The sequence below is a fragment of the Brevibacterium sp. SMBL_HHYL_HB1 genome (assembly GCF_018208375.1).
In the GTDB taxonomy this organism is placed as follows: domain Bacteria; phylum Actinomycetota; class Actinomycetes; order Actinomycetales; family Brevibacteriaceae; genus Brevibacterium; species Brevibacterium intestinavium.
This window is the reverse complement of sequence record NZ_CP062936.1, coordinates 3,120,861-3,138,458: the sequence shown is the minus strand read 5'-3', so window position 1 is coordinate 3,138,458 and position 17,598 is coordinate 3,120,861. Positions and strand designations below refer to the sequence as shown.

General features: G+C 68.7%; 14 protein-coding genes. 6 read left to right on the top strand and 8 right to left on the bottom strand.

The features are described from left to right. Positions 1 to 47 precede the first annotated feature (47 nt). The 3 genes from IG171_RS14475 to IG171_RS14465 form a co-directional block, all read right to left on the bottom strand. On the bottom strand, positions 48 to 506 hold the full coding sequence (locus IG171_RS14475; protein ID WP_212128083.1) for a pyridoxamine 5'-phosphate oxidase family protein: 459 nt from the start codon (positions 504 to 506) through the stop codon (positions 48 to 50). Positions 507 to 660: 154 nt separating this feature from the next. Beyond that, positions 661 to 1,662: an RluA family pseudouridine synthase gene (locus IG171_RS14470; protein WP_212128082.1), complete on the bottom strand. Its 1,002-nt coding sequence runs from the start codon at positions 1,660 to 1,662 to the stop codon at positions 661 to 663. Positions 1,663 to 1,811: 149 nt separating this feature from the next. After that, positions 1,812 to 2,792, bottom strand: a complete 981-nt coding sequence (locus tag IG171_RS14465; protein ID WP_212128081.1) for a hypothetical protein — start codon at positions 2,790 to 2,792, stop codon at positions 1,812 to 1,814. Between the two features lie 89 nt (positions 2,793 to 2,881). Here IG171_RS14465 and IG171_RS14460 point away from each other — a divergent pair, with 89 nt between their 5' ends. Continuing rightward, the gene (locus IG171_RS14460) at positions 2,882 to 5,236 is read left to right on the top strand and encodes a DUF255 domain-containing protein (RefSeq protein ID WP_212128080.1); all 2,355 of its coding nucleotides are present in this window, start codon (positions 2,882 to 2,884) and stop codon (positions 5,234 to 5,236) included. 25 nt (positions 5,237 to 5,261) lie between these two features. Here the strand turns inward: IG171_RS14460 and IG171_RS14455 are convergent, their stop codons facing one another. Together IG171_RS14455 and arsB are read right to left on the bottom strand one after the other, a co-directional pair. After that, a complete protein-coding gene (locus IG171_RS14455) occupies positions 5,262 to 6,656 on the bottom strand; it encodes an FAD-dependent oxidoreductase (protein ID WP_212128079.1) in 1,395 nt (464 codons plus the stop codon). Further along, positions 6,649 to 7,755 (bottom strand): ACR3 family arsenite efflux transporter, encoded by a 1,107-nt coding sequence (arsB, locus tag IG171_RS14450; protein ID WP_212128078.1) that lies wholly within the window; start codon positions 7,753 to 7,755, stop codon positions 6,649 to 6,651. Before arsB ends, IG171_RS14455 begins: the two co-directional genes overlap by 8 nt. Before the next feature lie 119 nt (positions 7,756 to 7,874). Between arsB and IG171_RS14445 the strand changes: the two genes are divergently transcribed. Continuing rightward, positions 7,875 to 8,219 (top strand): metalloregulator ArsR/SmtB family transcription factor, encoded by a 345-nt coding sequence (locus tag IG171_RS14445; RefSeq protein WP_249203717.1) that lies wholly within the window; start codon positions 7,875 to 7,877, stop codon positions 8,217 to 8,219. 31 nt (positions 8,220 to 8,250) lie between these two features. Here the strand turns inward: IG171_RS14445 and IG171_RS14440 are convergent, their stop codons facing one another. Then, positions 8,251 to 9,267 carry a LacI family DNA-binding transcriptional regulator gene (locus tag IG171_RS14440; RefSeq protein ID WP_212128077.1) on the bottom strand — a complete coding sequence of 339 codons (1,017 nt, stop codon included), beginning with the start codon at positions 9,265 to 9,267 and terminating at the stop codon, positions 8,251 to 8,253. A 136-nt stretch (positions 9,268 to 9,403) separates the two neighbouring features. Between IG171_RS14440 and IG171_RS14435 the strand changes: the two genes are divergently transcribed. From IG171_RS14435 to IG171_RS14420, 4 genes are read left to right on the top strand one after another with little or no spacing between them, the layout of a single operon-like run. Beyond that, entirely contained in the window at positions 9,404 to 11,212 is a 1,809-nt protein-coding gene (locus tag IG171_RS14435; RefSeq protein WP_212128076.1) for an HAD family hydrolase, read from the top strand. Further along, on the top strand, positions 11,209 to 12,186 hold the full coding sequence (locus tag IG171_RS14430) for a cell division protein FtsQ (RefSeq protein WP_212128075.1): 978 nt from the start codon (positions 11,209 to 11,211) through the stop codon (positions 12,184 to 12,186). Before IG171_RS14435 ends, IG171_RS14430 begins: the two co-directional genes overlap by 4 nt. Next, positions 12,183 to 14,018: an ABC transporter ATP-binding protein gene (locus IG171_RS14425; RefSeq protein ID WP_212128074.1), complete on the top strand. Its 1,836-nt coding sequence runs from the start codon at positions 12,183 to 12,185 to the stop codon at positions 14,016 to 14,018. Before IG171_RS14430 ends, IG171_RS14425 begins: the two co-directional genes overlap by 4 nt. Beyond that, complete coding sequence (locus IG171_RS14420) at positions 14,015 to 14,941, top strand: energy-coupling factor transporter transmembrane component T (RefSeq protein ID WP_212128073.1); 927 nt, start codon at positions 14,015 to 14,017, stop codon at positions 14,939 to 14,941. The genes IG171_RS14425 and IG171_RS14420 overlap by 4 nt, the downstream gene beginning before the upstream one ends. Positions 14,942 to 15,040: 99 nt before the next feature. Here the strand turns inward: IG171_RS14420 and IG171_RS14415 are convergent, their stop codons facing one another. Next, on the bottom strand, positions 15,041 to 16,732 hold the full coding sequence (locus IG171_RS14415; protein WP_212128072.1) for an ABC-ATPase domain-containing protein: 1,692 nt from the start codon (positions 16,730 to 16,732) through the stop codon (positions 15,041 to 15,043). Then, positions 16,729 to 17,553 carry an amidohydrolase family protein gene (locus tag IG171_RS14410; RefSeq protein WP_212128071.1) on the bottom strand — a complete coding sequence of 275 codons (825 nt, stop codon included), beginning with the start codon at positions 17,551 to 17,553 and terminating at the stop codon, positions 16,729 to 16,731. Before IG171_RS14410 ends, IG171_RS14415 begins: the two co-directional genes overlap by 4 nt. Between the last annotated feature and the right edge of the window lie 45 nt (positions 17,554 to 17,598).

The following is a 17,598-nucleotide window of genomic DNA, read 5'->3' as shown; positions in this document are numbered from 1 at the left end:
TCTGCTCGCGCGGGGTCCGCCCGGCTGCTCGCGCGGGGACCGCTCGACTACTCGCGCGGGGCCCGGGCGACGTGGCTCAGGTCGGTCTCCCAGTCCGAGGGGTCGGTGACGGGGAAGCGACGGCCGGTGACCTCCTGGGCGAGGATGCGGATGAAATGGTTCTTCGTCCCCGACTGCAGAGGGGCCACGTCGAGGGAGAGAGTCTCCTGCAGATCCTCGGGCGCGTTGATCTCCTTCGCGTTGCCCTTGACGACGACGCTGAACGCGGTGCCGTCCTCGGTGTCGACGCCGTCGATCTCGAACGCCACACGGGGGTGGGCGCGGATGGCATCGACCTTGGTGCCCTCGCCGGTGCGGATGACGAGGGCGGAGTGTTCGATGGCGTAGTTGACGGGGAAGATCTCGGGCCAGTCGTCGACGATGACGGCCAGCCGGCCGATGGATGTGGACCGCAGGCACTCCCAGCAGTCCTTCGCATCGAGCGCAAAAGTCGATTCCGAGTTCATCTTCAGCCTCCTGTCAGAGCGGCAGATGCCGGGCGCGGCGCCCGCACCACGTTTCTACAAAGTGTAGAAGCATGGGCCGTCCAGGGGAAGAGGGTATCGGCAGGCGGCCCCGAACGTCTCGTTCGGCCTCGGCGTCAGTCGCGAAGACCGTCGGTCACCGGCGGGAGTTCAGCAGTTTGTTCCAGCGTCGAGGAGTCGGCGCCGTGACCTCGAGGTCCGTGCCGTCGGGCTTGGGGATGACCAGTTTGGCGGCGTGCAGATAGATCCCGTTGCCGCCGAGGCCGGGCACGCGCTGGTTGAACTCGCGGTCCCCGTAGCGGTCGTCACCGACGACGGGATGGCCCGCATGGCTGAGATGGACCCGGATCTGATGTTTGCGTCCCGTCAGCAGCCGAACGCCGACGAGGGTGGCTCGCTTCCCGAGCCGTCGCTTGACCCGGACTCGGGTTTCGGCTCGCTGGCCGGTCGCGTCGACGACCATGCCGGATTCCTCGCGGCGCAGCGGCGCATCCAGGATCTGCGTGTCCGCCGGCCAGGCTCCGGCGACGACGGCCAGATAGTGGCGCTCGATCTCGTCCTCCCTCTCGCGCAGGAGTTCGTGGAGGTAACGCAGCATCGAAGGGGTCTTCGCCAGCGCCAGCAGGCCGGACGTGCCACGGTCGAGGCGGTGGCTGAGCTCCAGTTCGGGCAGTTCGGGCCGGAGATGCCGGAGCGCTTCGATCACCCCGGCCGAGACATCGGTGCCCCGGTGGACGGCCATGCCGGCCGGTTTGTCGATGACCAGGAGATCCTCGTCTTCGTGGACGACGGCACCGCGCAGCGAATCGAGCAGGGCGGCGGGCACGGCAGGCTTCGGGGCCGGAGCGGAGTCGATCCGCAGTTCGGGAACGCTGATGACATCGCCGGCCTGCAGTCGGTAGTTCTGCTGTGCCTTGCGACCGTTGACGCGCAGCCTGCCCTGCCGCAGCAGCCGGAACAGCAGCCCGGCCGGGACTGACTTGAGCTGGGAGCGCAGGAACTTGTCCAAGCGTCGACCGGCATGTTCGCCGTCGATGGCGATCGTCCTGGCCGACTGTGCCCGACCGGCGCCGCGCTGCGGGGATGAGGGCCTATCGGGCCGCCGTTCTCCGGCGGGACGGGAACCGGCCTCAGACACCCACTCACTTCCTTACGATCATCGCGGCCGAGAGCCCGGCCGCGGCAATTGACGCCTCCGACGGCATTGTACCGACGAGTCCTTCGTCGCCGAGGCGGCGCCGCCTCGGCGATGTCTGCGCAGGCCGAAGGCGTCCATGCGTCCGAGGCTCAGCCGGCGATGGCACGTCTGTCCAGGTGGCGGCTCGTCACGGCATCGAGGGTGACGACTCCCAGCACGAGACCGCCGATGGTGAAGACGCACATGCCCAGCGGCCAGGTCGTGTACCCCGCGCCGAGCTCGAACGGGAATCCGGCCACGGTGGCCGTCGACAGCAGACAGAAATGGAGCCCGCCGGCGATGGTGAAGAACGTCAGCGTCTGCGCCAGTCGAGGCTGAGCGCGGTGCGAGCGCGGGCCGACGACCGGCTCGGGGTGGGGCAGCGATCGGGAGACGGCGACGGACCGGAGCGCGACGACGGCGGCGACGACGCCGACGACCGCGGTGACGGCATTGACGGCATCACCTGAGGACCAGAGCGCCGAGACTCCGGCCGTCGAGACTCCGAGTGCCAACTGGCGGAGGAGCCAGACGCCGGCCGTGACGACTGCGGCGGCCAGGAGCACGAACGCGGCAGTCAGACCGCTGCGACGGGCCTTCGACCGGCTGCGCTCGATCTGCACATCGTCAGCCTCGGCGGTGGCGGGAGCGACTCGGGAGAAGGTCACGGCCAGGACCGCGGCCACGATGAGCGGGTAGAGCAGATCGGCGATGAAGACGAACAGCGTCAGGGCCGTGAAGAGCCCGATGTCGGCAACGGGTGCCTCCTCAGCGAGATCGGCGATGGGGATCAGGCCGGAGGCCACGGAGTAGAGGGCCGTGAGGACGATGAAGACGCTGCGGGGGACCGGTTTGAGGCTCCTGCCGGTGACGAGGGCGGCGGCCCCGGCCAGCAGGAACAGTGCGAGCTGGAGGAGACTGAGATCGCTTCCGCCGGCACCGTTGGTCGGGACCGAGAAGGCGGTCAGCTTCGCGCCGATCCATGCCGCGATGAAGACGGCGAAGGCGACGACGGTGGTGGACACTCCGGCATCGGACAGGGCGGCAGGGGCAGTGTCGTCATGTGCGGCTCCCGCGGTGGTTACGCTCATGACCTCATGATCGCATAGAACCAGGTGCCTTGTGTTCAAAAGGTCTCCGCCCCCTCGCCACGACCGGCCCGAAGTGAGACGCTGGGTCCATGCCGAATGAACTCGCCACCTCGACCAGCCCCTACCTCCGCGCGCACGCCGACAATCCCGTCGACTGGCGGATGTGGACGAAGGACGCCCTCGCCGAGGCGGCCCGCCGGGACGTGCCCCTCCTGATCTCGATCGGGTACTCCACCTGCCATTGGTGCCACGTCATGGCCCACGAGTCCTTCGAGGACGAGGCGCTCGCCGCGCTGCTCAACGACCGGTTCGTCCCCGTGAAGATCGATCGCGAGGAACTGCCCGACATCGACTCCTATTACATGAATGCGCTGCAGGCGATGACCGGTCAGGGCGGGTGGCCGATGACGATCTTCGCCACTCCCGCCGGCAGCCCCTTCTACGCCGGCACGTACTTCCCGCCGTCCCCGCGCGGCAATCTGCCCTCGTTCACCCAGGTGCTCACGGCCGTGTCCCAGACGTGGACCGATCGCCGTGACGAGGTGGACCAGATGACCCAGCGCATGGACCGCGGGCTGGCCGAGATGGCCGATGCGGTGACCAGCGCCCTGCCCGCCGAGGCGGCCGCCGAGTCCCTGAGCGCCGAAGAGCTCGATGCCGCCGCCGCTGCGCTGCTCGACTCCTACGATCCCGCCTGGGGCGGGTTCGGTCCGGCACCGAAGTTCCCGCCGATGATGAACATCCTGCAGCTCTTGGCCGCATTCGTGCGCCTGGGCGGAACCGCCGAGGAAGGTGGAGGCGGCTCCGTCGGAGACGAGGATCGGGGCCGGGCGGCCTCGGCGAGTGCGGCTGAGGCCGACGACCACCCGGTGTCGCGGGCCCGGGCCGAGGGACGGCTCGGCTGGCTCGGCGCCGACGGCCACCTCAGCGGCGAGCTGGTCCTCGACTGCCTCATCGCCGTCCGCGGAACCCTCGCCCGGATCGCCGCAGGCGGCATGCGGGACCAGGTGCGCGGCGGGATCGCCCGCTACAGCGTCGACCGGCAGTGGTTCGTGCCGCACTTCGAGAAGATGCTCTACGACAATGCGCTCTACCTGCGGGCCGTCGTCGCCTGGGCCAAGGTCGAACGCGCCCTGGACCCGGGCTCGAAATGGCTGGCGCTGGCCGAGAGGGAAGTCACCGACACCGCGAACTTCCTGATCAGCGACCTGTCGACCGATGACGGCTGCATTGCGGCACTCGACGCCGACTCGCTCAACGCCCATGGGGTCTCCGAAGAGGGTGCGGCCTATGTCTTCACCCCCGAGGAGTTCGCCGAGGCAGGGCAGGCGGGACTGTTCGGACTCGTCGACTCCCCGGCCGGCGGGGAGCTGTCCGGGCAGGTGGTCGCGGCCGTGCGCATCATCGATTGGCTCGGGATGGAGGACGTGCCCTTCGACGCCGACCACCCCGCCCCCTGGGACATCGACGCCACCCGGGCCCAGCGGGAGACGCTGGCGGCGATCCGCGCCCGACGTGCGCAGCCGGCCCGCGACGAGAAGATCATCACCGAGTGGAATTCCCTGGCCATCACCGCCCTCGCCGAGGCGGCCCTGTACAAGGGCGTGGGCGCAGGGGCCGCCGAGTCCGGCACCGCGGGTGCACGGGAACCGGGCACCACAGGCGCCGAGGGCACCGGCGATGCCGAGGAATGGGGGCAGGCCGCCCTGCGCTTCTGGTCGGCGATGCACGCTCGGTTCGATTCGACGGACCAGCCCGCCGACTTGCGCCGCAGCTTCACCGACGGCGTCGCCGGACCCGGCAGAGGCGGGCTGGCCGACTGGGCGCAGTTCATCACCGCCGGGATCACGGTCGGTCAGCTGCCGGGCGCGGCCGCCTCGGCGCCGGCTGCCTCGGTTCCGACACTGGCGGGGCTGGGGGCGCGGATGATCGACCTCTTCATAGACGAGGAGGACGAGGTCCTCGAGGTCAGCGACTCCCTCGGCGATGAGATCCTCGATGTCCGGGCCTCGGATCCCGTGGACAACACGGTGCCGTCGGGACGTTCGGCCGCCGCCGAGGCCGTGCTCCTGCTCGCCGAACTCGGAGCCGAGACCGAAAGGGCCGATGAGAGCCTGACAGCCGGTCGGCTGCTCGATCTGCGCGACGGACTCCTCGGCGCCTACCGGGCGATCGCCGAACGCGCACCGCGCGGCTGCGGTCACGGGCTCTGGCAGGCCGAGCGCGCTCTGGCCCCGGTGCGGGTCGCCGGCCGGGACGAGGAGCTGCGCGGCAGCGCGGCCAGGAATCCCGCCGTCACACTCATCGTCGAGACCACCGGGGTGCCCGGACCGGACGGGACGACCATCGAGGCGCCCGACGGAACGGCGATCGTCTGCCGCGGCACCCAGTGCTCGCTGCCGGTGCGCACGGTCGACGAGCTGGAGCGGCTGCTGGCGCGCTGATGCGCCCGCGCCCGCAGCGAGCTCGTCATTTGGGATCGGCTTTGTAGCGCCCATGTGCCAAACCGGTGGGGATTCCGATCTTCACGGGTTCAGCAGGGCTGCAGTTCGTGCTCTCGTCGGCAGTGTCGGCGCTTGTATCGCACGAGGAACCGATATCAGCAGAGCAGACCCCTGTCTCGGGGAGGACGAGTTCGACCCTGTCGGCGCCAGCCTGATCGCCGGCCAGAGCGGCGACGATGGAACGGACCTGTTCGTAACCGGTGAACATGAGGAACGTGGGCGCGCGACCATACGATTTCATCCCGACGATGTAGAAGTCCTTCTCCGGATGGGCCAACAGACGGGCTCCATGCGGTGGAACGGTCCCGCAGCTGTGGTGTTCCGGGTCGATGAGCGGACCGAGCTTCGTGGGCGCTTCCACCACCGGGTCGAGATCGAGTCGAACCTCACGTAGGAAGTCCCGATTCGGCCGGAAACCAGTCGTCGGGACAACCCGATCGACCTGCAAAGACACGTGCCCTTCGGGCGTGGTGCCCGTGATGGTGAGCCCATCTGAGGATTCGAGTCCGGTGATGGTCATCGACGTGTGCACCTCGACGTGGCCGGATTCGACGAGGTTGCGCAGCTGAGACCCGAGCGCACCGCGAGCGGGCAGACCGTCTTGATCGCCGCCACCGTAGACGCTGGCAGGATCGGCACCGCGAATGGCCCAACTGATCCGAGTGCTGGGCTCTTCATCACTGAGCTGGCCCAGCGCCAGCAGAGTGTTTGCCGCCGAGTGTCCGGCACCGACGACGAGAGTGTGCCGACCGGCGAACTGCTCCCGGTCGCGTCCCAGAACATCCGGCAACGGCGATGTCACGAGCCCCGTGTCACGAGCAGTCGTCTCTCCGATTGCGGGAAGGCCTGCTTGCCCGAGTGGGTTAGGGGTCTCCCAGGTGCCGGATGCATCAATGACGGCACGGACCCTATGGTCGACAATCTGGCCATCAGTGCTCTGCGTTCGGACGAGGAAGGCCGCAGTTTCACGACCCGGTGTGCGTGTGCGATCCAAACCGGCCCGGCTCACGGCGATGACTCGCGTGCTTGTGTGGATCGTCTCGCGCAACTGGGGAGTGTTCGCCAGCGGTGTCAGGTAGTCGCCTACGAGTTCGGCTCCTGTGGGGAGGTAATCACCGTCGGGTTCCTGCCAATCCACGGATTCGAGCAGTGTGCGTGCGGCTTGATCGATGTTGTACTTCCACGGAGAGAAGAGACCGATGTGGCCCCATTCAAGAACGGCTGCGGCCGGTGTGGGGCCGGCCTCGAATACGATGGGGTCGATCCCTCGCGTCACCAGATGGGCGGCTGCGGCGAGACCGGTCGGTCCGGCCCCGATCACTGCGACCGGCAGGTCGGTGGTGGCTGTGGTGTCAGGCATGATGAGTCTCCAGGTCCGTGGTCGTGGGTTGAGTCGGGAACAGCCGGGGTCGTGACCAGAGGGCCACGTAGACGAGCGCCACGAGGATCGGGACTTCGATGAGTGGGCCAACGACACCGGCCAACGCCTGCCCCGAGGCGACTCCAAAGGTGCCGATGGCGACAGCGATGGCGAGTTCGAAGTTGTTGCCCGCCGCGGTGAACGCCAGCGTGGTCGTCTTCTCGTAGCCGAGGCTCAGGACGCGTCCGGTGATCATGCCGATGGCGAAGACAACCACGAAATAAACCAGCAATGGCAGTGCGATGCGCGCGACATTCAAGGGATTCGAAGTGATCTCTCCGCCTTGAAGTGCGAAGAGGAGGACGATGGTGAACAGCAGTCCGTAGAGTGCCCAGGGACCGACGCGCGGCAGGAACCGGTCTTCGTACCATTCACGGCCCTTCGCCCTTTCTCCGATGGTGCGGGTGAGAAAGCCTGCAATCAGTGGAATGCCGAGGAAGACGAGCACGCTGGCAGTGATGGCCCAGAAGGAGAACTCACTGCTCGTGGTCGGCAGTCCGAGCAGGTTCGGCAACCATTGGAGATAGAACCAGCCGAGGAGGCCGAAGGCCAGGACCTGGAAGACCGAATTGATCGCGACGAGCACGGCGGCAGCTTCGCGGTCACCGCAGGCGAGATCGTTCCAGATGAGGACCATCGCAATGCAGCGTGCCAAGCCGACGATGATCAGCCCGGTGCGGTATTCGGGAAGGTCGGGGAGGAAGAGCCACGCGAGCGCGAACATGAATGCGGGCGCGGCCAACCAGTTGATGACCAGAGACGTGATCATCAGCTTCTTATCGGCCAACACGTGACCGGTCTCGTTATAGCGCACCTTGGCCAACACCGGGTACATCATCACCAGCAGTCCCACAGCGATCGGCAGTGAGACATCAGCGATCTTCACCGAGTCCAAAGCCTGCCCGATACCGGGGACGAGCCGTCCCAGCAGGAGGCCGGTGGCCATTGCTGCGATGATCCACACCGGCAGAAACCGATCCAGTGTCGATAGCTTTGCCGGCACGGGGTCAGCCGCGTCGACGGTAACGGGGATGCTCATCGAACTCCTCAGATGAAGTGGCGACGCCGGAAGCCGCGAAGCCTCATGCATCGATGGTTGTCGATATGAATCGAACCATTTCGTATCGACAACTGTCAATGTATGGGCATAATGGAAGAGTGAAGACTGAAAAGACTCTGCCAGCCCCGGCAACGTGTTGCTCGACGCTGACGGGCGATCCGCTGAGCGTCGAGGATGCGAAGGTGTTCGCCAGAATCTTCAAAGCGATCGCCGACCCGACTCGGCTGAGGCTCGTCTCGCTTGTTGCATCACATGAAGGCAACGAAGCCTGCGTCTGCGATCTCATCGATCCGGTGGGCTTGGGGCAGCCCACGGTCTCGCACCATCTGAAGGTTCTGGTCGATGCCGGTGTTCTGCACCGGGAGAAGCGCGGCATCTGGTCGTATTACTCCCTCAGGGGCGAGATGTTGGAACAGATAGCGACATTTCTGTCACCGTCCTGACGGAGAGGGCGCCAGTGCAATGCCAGCAGTCTCAGCCGATGTCGTCGGCGGCCGTCGCGGGACTGCGCGTCGAGGCGCGCACGCGCAGTCGCGGCTCGACGACGTCGTGGATGTCATCGCTGCGCCCGCCGATTCGGCTCTTCAGCAGTTCGACGGCACGGGCGCCGAGGACCTCGGCGCGCTGCTGGACCGAGGTCAGACCGGGGCGGGCCCGACGCGCCAGCGCCGAATCGTCGTAGCCGATGACGCCGATCGACTCGGGCACCTCGTGCCCCAGATCGGCAGCGGCGGCCATGACGTCGATGGCCTCGACGTCATTGCGGGCGAAGAACGCATCGAAGCCATCGGACAGGGTCTCCGACAGCTGGGTGGGCAGCGCCTCGGCGTCGGTGGACCGATCGATGATCCGCGCATTCCCGCTCAGCCCGGCTGCGTCCATGGCCTGGAGATACCCGCGGCGACGAGCCGCACCCGATGGGCGGGACGAAGCGCTGATATGGGCGATGCGAGTGTGGCCGGCGGCGAGGAAGTGGTCGATGGCCAGACTCGCGCCGTGCTCGTCATCGTTGTTGACGCTGTCGACTCCGGGCACGTCGTCCTCCGTGCGGCCGACCATGACCACCGGTGCTCGCCTCCCGGCCCGCTCGAGGGCCTCGGCGCCGATCCACGAGGACACGATGACCAGGCCGTCGACGCTGAGGTCGAGGAGCAGGTCGATGCGTGCCTCGAGTCTGTCCCGTCGGTGCGTGCCGTGGGCGAGCAGGACCGACAGCCCCTCGTGCTCTGCGGCCTCCTCGACGGCGGCGGCGACCTCGGTGTGGTACGGATTGGTCAGGCTCGAGAGGACGACGCCGATGGTCATCGTCCTGCCCTGGCGCAGGCCGCGGGCGAGGATGTTCGAGCGATATCCCAGCGCATCGGCCGACTCCAGGATCCGCGTCCGGGTGGCCTCGCCGACCCCGGCGTCCCCGCGCAGCGCCAGGGATACGAGTGACTTCGAAACGCCGGCGTGTGCGGCCACATCATTGATCGTCGGTCTGTGAGGCATATCGACCATCTTGCCCCAGGGCGGCCCGGCAGCGGGCGTCACCCGTTCTGGAACGTTCCAGAGTTCCCGTTCCGTTCACCTGGAGTCCGTCGAGGCGACGCCACGAATTCGCCGACCGTCCCTAATCTCGTCAACTATGACGACTGCAGAAACCCTCCTGATCCCGCCCGGCCGCACCGCTGCCGCCGGGGACGATGACTCGACGCCGACCCTGCGCCCCGAGGCGCTGCTGCTCGACTTCGGCGGAGTCGTCTTCTCCACTCATAAGAGACCCGAGGCCGGCCTCGAGGTCGCCCGGATCGCCGCGCAGCTGCTGGCCAGGGCCGGACATCACCGCAGCCCGGACGAGCTCGCGTCCGTCTTCGCGGCAGGCGGTGTCGCTCTGCGCGATTGGAAGAACAGCCAATCGCGGCTGCTGGAGCCGACCGAGCTCGACCACCGCACCATCTGGCGCGACTTCTACGCTTCGCCGCTTCCGGCCGCCGAACGCGAAGTCCTCATCGGTCATGCCGGCGAACTCCAGCGCGAACTGACCATCCGCAGCTCCGAGCACACCCTGCGCCCCGGCCTCGTCGAGCTCCTCGACACCGCCGCCGAGCTCGGCGTGCCCGTGGGCATCGTGTCCAACGCCCACTCCGGCCGAGCCCACCGAGCCATCCTCGATCAGACCGGCCTGACCGAGCGGTTCGCCGTCCAGCTCTATTCGGACGAGGTCGGCATCCGCAAACCGCACCCGGGCATCATCGACCTCGCCGCTCGGGCCCTGGGCACCAGTGCCCGGCGGTGCTGGTACGTCGGCGACACGCTCGACCGCGATGTCGTGGCCGGCCGACGAGCGGGCGTCGCGGCCGTGCTGGTCACGCGCTCGCACCACACCGACACCCCACCGTTCCCCGTGACCGAACGCGCCGACCTCGTCGTCGACGACCCCCGCGGCATCGTCCCGGCGCTGCGAAGGACCGTGCGGCCCTCATCCGCAGGCCCCACCCTCGCCGAGGCGGCCGGTCGGCCCGACGAGGACCGGTCCGACGGTCCCGAACGGCATAGTGTCGGACGGCCCGAGGCCGGTCGGCCCGCACTTTCGGCGGTGAGCGAGAGCGACCGGCTGCCCTCGGCCCTGCTGCTCGACCACGGGGGAGTGATTTCGAACTCGGCACCCGACGAACTCGGCCTGGCGGCCTTCACCGCGCGCCTGGCCGAGGGGCTCAGCGCGGCAGGGCACGCCACCACCGCCGACCAGGCGGCCTCCGGACTCGCCGCCGGCCGCATCCGACACAAGGAGTGGAAGGCCGCTCACGAGTCCGTCGACGGCGGCCCGGTCCCCGAGATCGACCCGGTCACGTTCTGGGCCGAACTCGTCGGCCCCGAACTGCCCGGTGACCCGGACGCGGTCGCCGCCTGGCTGCACGCCGAGGCGCACCGCCTCATGTACGACTACTCGCGAGTGAAGTCGGCGCGAACGCTGCGACCGGGCATCGTGGAGCTGCTGCGCACCGCGGGCGACCTCGGGATCCCGGTCGGCATCGTGTCGAACACCGTGTCCGGGCGCGGGATCCGCAGCCTGCTCGAGAGCCAGGGCCTGCTCGACCTCATCGCCGCTCACGCCTACTCCGACGAAGTCGGCCGCCGCAAACCCGACCCCTCGGGAGTGCAGAACGTCCTCACCGCCGTCGACGCCGACCCGCGCCGGGCCTGGTTCGTCGGCGACAAACCGCACCGCGACGTTCCCGCCGCCCGAGCCGGCGGCGTCGGCACCGTCGTGATCGTGCGCGGCGGTGCCACCGGCGACGACGAGCTGGAGGAGGCCTTCGCCTCCGACCCGGCGCTCCGGCCCGATCACCTCCTCGACTCGATCGAGGATCTGCTCCCGCTCGTCTTCGCTCCCACCGATTCATCTCAGCCCGACTCGCAGCCGACTGCGACCTCGACGAAAGGACGATCATGATCCGCTCGGCGCAGCCACGACCCGACGACTCCATCCGAACACCGAGCTCCGATTCCTTCGAATCCGCCGAACTGCGACACTCCGGCGACGGTCTGTCGAGTTCGCAGAAGCTGATGATCCTCGTCCTGTCCATGACGCTCTACGGAGTCGGCGACATCGTCGCCTCGGTGCTGCCCGAGATCTCGGTCGGACCGCTCGAACTCGGGGTGTCCTACTTCTCCTTCATCGCCGTCGTCCTCGCCGCGCTGCTCAACCCGGTCTGGGTCGCCCTCGGCGCTCCCCTCGGTGAGCTCGTGTTCTCCGATATGCTCCTCGGCGACTTCGCCGGACTCAGCGAACTCGAGGGATACCTGGAGACGGCCCTGGCGATCTACGTCGCCGGTGTGATCGTCCGCGATCCCTGCCGCCGAGCGCAGCTGGCCCTGGCCTGTGTGACGATGGTGCTCATCGACAAGGTCAGCGGCGGCATCATCGACATCGTCAAGGTCGCCGTCGGCATCGATCCGGAGACGCTCGAGGAATCCGACGGGCTCTTCTCCGCCTTCGTCATCGCCGAAGGCCTCGACATCATCGTCACCGTCGCGTTCTCGGGGGTCCTGTTCGGCATCCTGCCCGCGATCTGGCTGGCACCGCGGCTCTACGGAAAGATCGAACCGATCATGGGTCTGCGCCCCCGCGACCCCGCCGACCCTCCGCGGCTGCGGGGACCGGGCGGGATCGGGTTCTGGCTCGTGGCCGTGTTCGCCGTCGTCGCTGCCGCCGCGATCGCACTGCTGGCTGCCTGGGAGGAGTTCGTCGGCAAGCAGGGCCTGTCAACGATCGGCAGCTTCGAACTCGGGGCCGACGGGCAGCCCGGATTCGGCTTGCTCGCCGTCTTCGGCGCCGTGGTCGTCGCCCTCGGCATCATCATCGTGCTGGCTGTCGCGAGCAAGCGCCGTCGTCGGAGTGCGCGTGAAGGCGAGGGGCAGCGATGAACCGGGAGACGACACCGGCCATCGAGGTCAGCGACCTGCGATTCCGCTACCCGGGCAGCCCCGTCGAGTCCCTGCGCGGAGTCGACCTGCGCATCGAGCGGGGAGACTTCGTCGCCGTCGTCGGCGGCAACGGTTCGGGCAAGACGACGCTGTGCAAGTCCTTCAACGGGCTCATCCCGCACTTCTGGAACGGCGACATCTCGGGCACGGTCCGGTGCAACGGCCGCAGCACGGCCCATCGCACCGTCGGCGAGATCGCCCGGGACGTCGGCTACGTGTTCCAGGACTTCGGCAACCAGATCGTGCGGCCGACCCCGCGTGACGACATCTCCTTCGGTCCCCTCAACTTCGGGTGCGAGGACTGGCGGGAACGCACCGAGGCGGTGCTGAACGACCTCGACATCGCCCACATCGCCGATGCCCAGACCTGGCAGCTCTCCGGCGGACAGCAGCACCTGACGGCCCTGGCCGGTGTGCTCGCCCTGGCTCCGGACATCATCGTCGTCGACGAACCCGCCGCCGAGGTCGACCCGCTGCGGGCCGCCGTCGTCTACGACCGCCTCGCCCGACTCAACGAGCGCGGCATCACCATCATCGTCATCGAGCACCACGCCGAGCTCGTGGCGAAGTACGCGAAGACCGTCGTGCTCATGTCCGAGGGGCAGGTGAGCTGGTGCCTTCCCGTCGCCGAGGCGCTGTCGCGCACCGCCGACCTCGAGGCCGCTGACATCCCCGCTCCCCAGGTGGTCGCGGCAGCCCGCGCCCTCGTCCCGGACGTCGCGCGTGGGATCAGGTCCGCACCTTTGACGGTCGAGGAGTGCGCCGAGGCGGTCCGAGAGGCCCTCGGCCCGGTTCGGGACACGGCCGCGGCGGGCCCGCGCCTGGACACGGCCGCGGCCGGAACCGACCGATCTGCGTGCACGCCCGCCTCGGCGTCGTTCGCCGGGTCGGAGACCGATCGGGCCGAGCCGGTGCGGGGTGCCGTCGCCGTCGCGGACGACGCTTGCCGGACCGTGGCCGAGGTCCGCGGCATCACCGTCGGATATCAGACGATCAGCGGAGCTCGCAGCACCGTCATCGACGACCTCGACCTGCGTCTGCACGCCGATGAGCGGGTGGCGCTGGTGGGCTCGAACGGGGCCGGCAAGTCCACTCTGCTGTCGACGCTGGCGGGAATGAGGCTGCCCCGGGACGGCAGTGTGATCATCGACGGGCAGGAGACGAGCCGGCTCAGCCCCTCCGAGCTCGCCGGAACCGTGTGCTACCTCGTCCAACGCCCCGATCAGATGTTCCTCCAGGACTCCATCAGCGCCGATGTCGGCATGTTCCCGCGCTCGCGCGGGTTGCCCGACGCCGCAGAGATCACCGCCGAGGTCCTCGACCGGGTCGGACTCAGCCAGGTCGGTGACCGTGACGGACGCCTGCTCTCGGGCGGGCAGCAGCGGCGAGCGACCCTGGCGATCGGGCTGGCGATGCGCCCGACCCTGCTGCTGCTCGACGAACCGACCTCGAGCCTCGACCTGCGCTCCCGCGATGACGTCATCGACATGCTCGACGCCCTGGCCGAGCACATCCTCTGCAGCGTCGTGGCCACCCACGACATGCACCTCGTGGCCGAATGGTCCGATCGTGTCATCGTCCTCGACCACGGCCGCATCATCGCCGACACCGATCCGATCGGACTCTTCTCCGATCGGGAACTGCTCGACCGCGCACGCCTGGTCCCACCGCAGGTGACGCAGCTGGGCCAGCAGCTCGGCCTCGACCCGCTCCCGCTGTCCCTGCCGGACCTGATCACCCGTACGACCCACGCCGAGGAGGTTGTGAGATGACCGCCGTCCACCCCAGTCCCGCCCCGCCGGAGGCTCTCACCCGCGACCTGACCGGCGCTGACGCCCACGGGACCGCCGGCCCGTCCGGGGACGGGAAGGAGAAGGGGGCGGGCCGCAAGCGCAAGGACCGAGGCCGACTCTCCGTCGAATGGGTCACCCTCGAACTCATGCGGGTCGCCTATGCCTCACGCGGCGGATTCCTCTCCCGACGGGATCCCCGGGCGGTCATCATCTGGTACGTCATCTGCGCGATCGCGCCCTGGCTGACCTACGACCTCACGGTGCTCACGACCCTGTTCGCGCTCGCCGCGGTCGCGGCCCTGTCCGCGCGGATCGGCCCGCTCCTGCTCGGGCTCTTCGTCGTCGGCCTCATCACCCAGGGCATCTATGTGCTCGTGCTCGTGCTGCTCCTCGGCGGCGATGTCGGTGCGCTGACCGGACTGCTGCAGACCTCGCTCAAACTGGGCACGGTGTCGCTGGTGAGCATGGCCGCGTTCGTCTCCCTCGATCCGGAGAAGCTCTCCGACGGGTTCCAGGCCCTGCGGGTCCCCGCCGTCGTCGGGTTCGGCGTCAGCTACGGCTACCGGATGGTGCCGCTGCTGGTCACCGAGTTCCAGACGATCGTCGATGGGCACCGACTGCGTGGAGCCCCGCCTCGTGGGCACGGATTCCTCGGTTGGCGGACATTCGCCCGGTTGGGAAGCATCGCCGTGCAGTCCTTCTATCCGCTGATGCTCAACACCGCCCGACGCACCCGGACCACTGTCGAGGGCCTCGAGACCCGCGGGTTCGGAACGGCGACCGCCGCCACGCGCAGCCTGCGGCTGGCCCACCTGCGGTTCACGGCAGTCGATGCGGCCCTGCTGGTCGGCACGGTGGTCCTCATCGTCGCCTCCTACTGGTTCGGCGCACTGGTGCCGTGACAGCCGGCCGCCTCCTGGGCACGGAGCGTCCACCCCTGCGGGCGGGCAGTCACCGTCGACCGGAGACGGGCCGTCGCGGTCGACCGGCCGCAGGCAGTCTCAATCGACCAGGCGGAGCCCGCGGAAGCGATTGAGCGCCGCGGCGATCTCCTGCGCCCGGGGGCGGGCGAGGTGACCGGGATGAGCGCGGTGGCCGGTGATCCCGTCGATCCCCTGGGCATCGAGCATGGCGTCGATCTCGGCCAACGCCTCGGTGATGGAGGTCTGGCCGTCGAAGATCTCGGCCAGGTACTCCAGCGCCTCGGCGATGGCACCGGTCTGCTGGCCGTCGATGAGCTGGGACAGGGCCGCGAGGTCGATGAAGCTTCGCCCGAACTGCACCGTGTCCAGGCCCTTGGCCTTGGCCGATTTCGTCTTCGACGACGGCCTCAGCGCTCCGGCAGTGGGCACGCGCGCCGGGGCAGCGGCGAACACTCCGTCCGGGGCCTCGACCGACGGCTCGGCACCGTCCTCGGCTCCCACGAGCTCGCGGGCGCGGGCGGTGACATCGGCGGGCACATAGGCGTCGAGGGCGATGACGAGATCGGCGACCTCGAAGAAGGCACTCGAACCACCGGCGACGAGGACCGTGGAGACCCCGCGCTCGGTCAGCAGCGGGCGCACACGGGAGACGAACGGCGTGATCGGCTCGCGCTCGGCGGGGATGAGCGCACGCATCCGATCGTCGCGGATCATGAAGTTCGTCGCCGAGGTGTCCTCATCGATGAGCAGCGTGCGCGCCCCGGTCTCGAGGGCCTCGACGAGGTTGGCTGCCTGAGAGGTCGACCCGCTGGCATTCGTCGTGGTGAAGAATCTCGTGTCGGTGCCGGTCGGCAGATTGGTGATGAACGGTGAGATGTCATCGCCGGTCACCGCGCGCCCGTCCTCGGCGCGGATGGAGCTCGCGGTCGGCTCGGCGATCACCCATTCGCGTCCGTCGCCGGCGATGTGCGGGTAGACGCCGCGTTCGAGCGCGCGCAGAATCGTCGACTTCCCGTGGTAGCCGCCGCCGACGATGACGGTGACCCCGTGCGGGATCGCCATGCCGGTGACGCTGCGCCCGCTGGCCAGGACGAACGTGGTCTCGAGCGAGTCCGGGCTGCGGAACGGCACCGCCGCGGAGTCCATCGGCAGATCGGAGTCGCCGGAGCGGCGCGGCAGGATCGCATCGTTGCCGACGAAGGCCACCAGCCCCTCATCGCCGAGGCGGGACCGCAGCTCCAGCTGATCCCGGTGCAGCTGCACGTGTTGACGCAGGGCCTCGGCGTCGAGGCCGGAGTGGAGGAACATCGTCCGGGCGAGTTCGGGCACATTGCGGGTGAGGATGTCGGCGGCCTGACGGCCCAGGATGCGCCGGCCCTTGGCCGGCAGGTTGACGAGCAGACGCGCTTCGAAGCCGTCGTCGTCGATGCGCACGTTCGTGCGTTCGAGGATCTCCTGACCCGGCCGGCCGAGGATGATCGCGCGCTGCCCGAGGTCGGCCAGGGCCTTGGTGCCTGTTCGCAGCAGGAAGTCGGCGACGGCGATGCGGTCGGCGCCATCGGTCGTGATGTCGGTGGGGAAGCCCGCCTCGGCGCGGTCGATGCGCACCCGCACCTTCGACGGTGAGGCGAACGGGTCGACCTGGACCCGGTCGATGAAGACCGTGACCGGACCGAACCGGTAGCGGCCGGTGATCTGCTTGTAGTTGCCGTAGCTGCGCCCGTCGAGGTCGCGCAGGCGGGCGGCAAGATCTGTTCGTGTGGAGCTCATCCGGGCATGCTACTCGATGGAGAAGCGGCGGAGGGACCCCGGTCGGAGCCGACGCCGTAGAAGTTCGCCGCGTTGGTCCAGAACACCGCGTCCGCCTCGGCGGGGTCGAGTACCTGGAGGATGAGAGCGAGGTCGGCATCGGCGAAGGGCCTGCGGGCTCTCGTCGACGGCAGATCTGTGCCCACCATCAGCGCGTTCGGGTCGGTGTCGACGATGCGGCGGATGGCTTCGGCGGGGTCGAGCTCCACCCGGCCGAACCCGGTCGCCTTGACCTTCACCCCGCGTTCGACCAGCCGCAGCAGGGTGAGCAGGCCGTCGGAGTGCATGCCGAGGTGGTCGATGCTCACGGCCGGCAGGGAGGCGATGCGATCGGCGAGGTCGTCATCGATGGTGCGGGCGTCGATGTAGAGCTCGGCATGCCAGCCGGCGATGTCGTGGACCCTGCGAGCGAAGCCGTCGAGGGCGTCGAGCCTGGCCGAGCCACCGCGTGCGATGTTGAAGCGCAGAGCCTTCACGCCCGCCTCGTCGAGGCGCAGGATCTGGTCATCGGTGGTCTCAGCGGGCAGCTGGGTGACGCCGACATAGTTGGGACCGAGCTGTCGCAGAGCCTCGATGAGGCAGCCCTGATCGAAGCCCTGGAACGACCCGGAGACGACCGCGCCGCCGACGACCTGGACACCGGTCTGCGGCAGGCTGCGCAGTCGGGCGCGGTAGTCGGCGACGGTGAACGGATCGGGCAGGAAGCCGTGGTTCTCGATCAGCGGGTGGTTCGGGTCGATGATGTGCAGATGCGCGTCGAACGCGCGCTGGAGCTCGCTCATGGACCACAACCTACCCGCCGATCGAGGCCGTGGGGCCACCTCGCT

Coding starts and splice junctions, on each gene's coding strand:
- arsB (WP_212128078.1), bottom strand. CDS start 7,755: ATGAGCATCCCCGTTACCGTCGACGCGGCTGACCCCGTGCCGGCAAAG.
- IG171_RS14410 (WP_212128071.1), bottom strand. CDS start 17,553: ATGAGCGAGCTCCAGCGCGCGTTCGACGCGCATCTGCACATCATCGAC.
- IG171_RS14460 (WP_212128080.1), top strand. CDS start 2,882: ATGCCGAATGAACTCGCCACCTCGACCAGCCCCTACCTCCGCGCGCAC.
- IG171_RS14455 (WP_212128079.1), bottom strand. CDS start 6,656: ATGCCTGACACCACAGCCACCACCGACCTGCCGGTCGCAGTGATCGGG.
- IG171_RS14465 (WP_212128081.1), bottom strand. CDS start 2,792: ATGAGCGTAACCACCGCGGGAGCCGCACATGACGACACTGCCCCTGCC.
- IG171_RS14440 (WP_212128077.1), bottom strand. CDS start 9,267: ATGCCTCACAGACCGACGATCAATGATGTGGCCGCACACGCCGGCGTT.
- IG171_RS14430 (WP_212128075.1), top strand. CDS start 11,209: ATGATCCGCTCGGCGCAGCCACGACCCGACGACTCCATCCGAACACCG.
- IG171_RS14475 (WP_212128083.1), bottom strand. CDS start 506: ATGAACTCGGAATCGACTTTTGCGCTCGATGCGAAGGACTGCTGGGAG.
- IG171_RS14425 (WP_212128074.1), top strand. CDS start 12,183: ATGAACCGGGAGACGACACCGGCCATCGAGGTCAGCGACCTGCGATTC.
- IG171_RS14435 (WP_212128076.1), top strand. CDS start 9,404: ATGACGACTGCAGAAACCCTCCTGATCCCGCCCGGCCGCACCGCTGCC.
- IG171_RS14415 (WP_212128072.1), bottom strand. CDS start 16,732: ATGAGCTCCACACGAACAGATCTTGCCGCCCGCCTGCGCGACCTCGAC.
- IG171_RS14420 (WP_212128073.1), top strand. CDS start 14,015: ATGACCGCCGTCCACCCCAGTCCCGCCCCGCCGGAGGCTCTCACCCGC.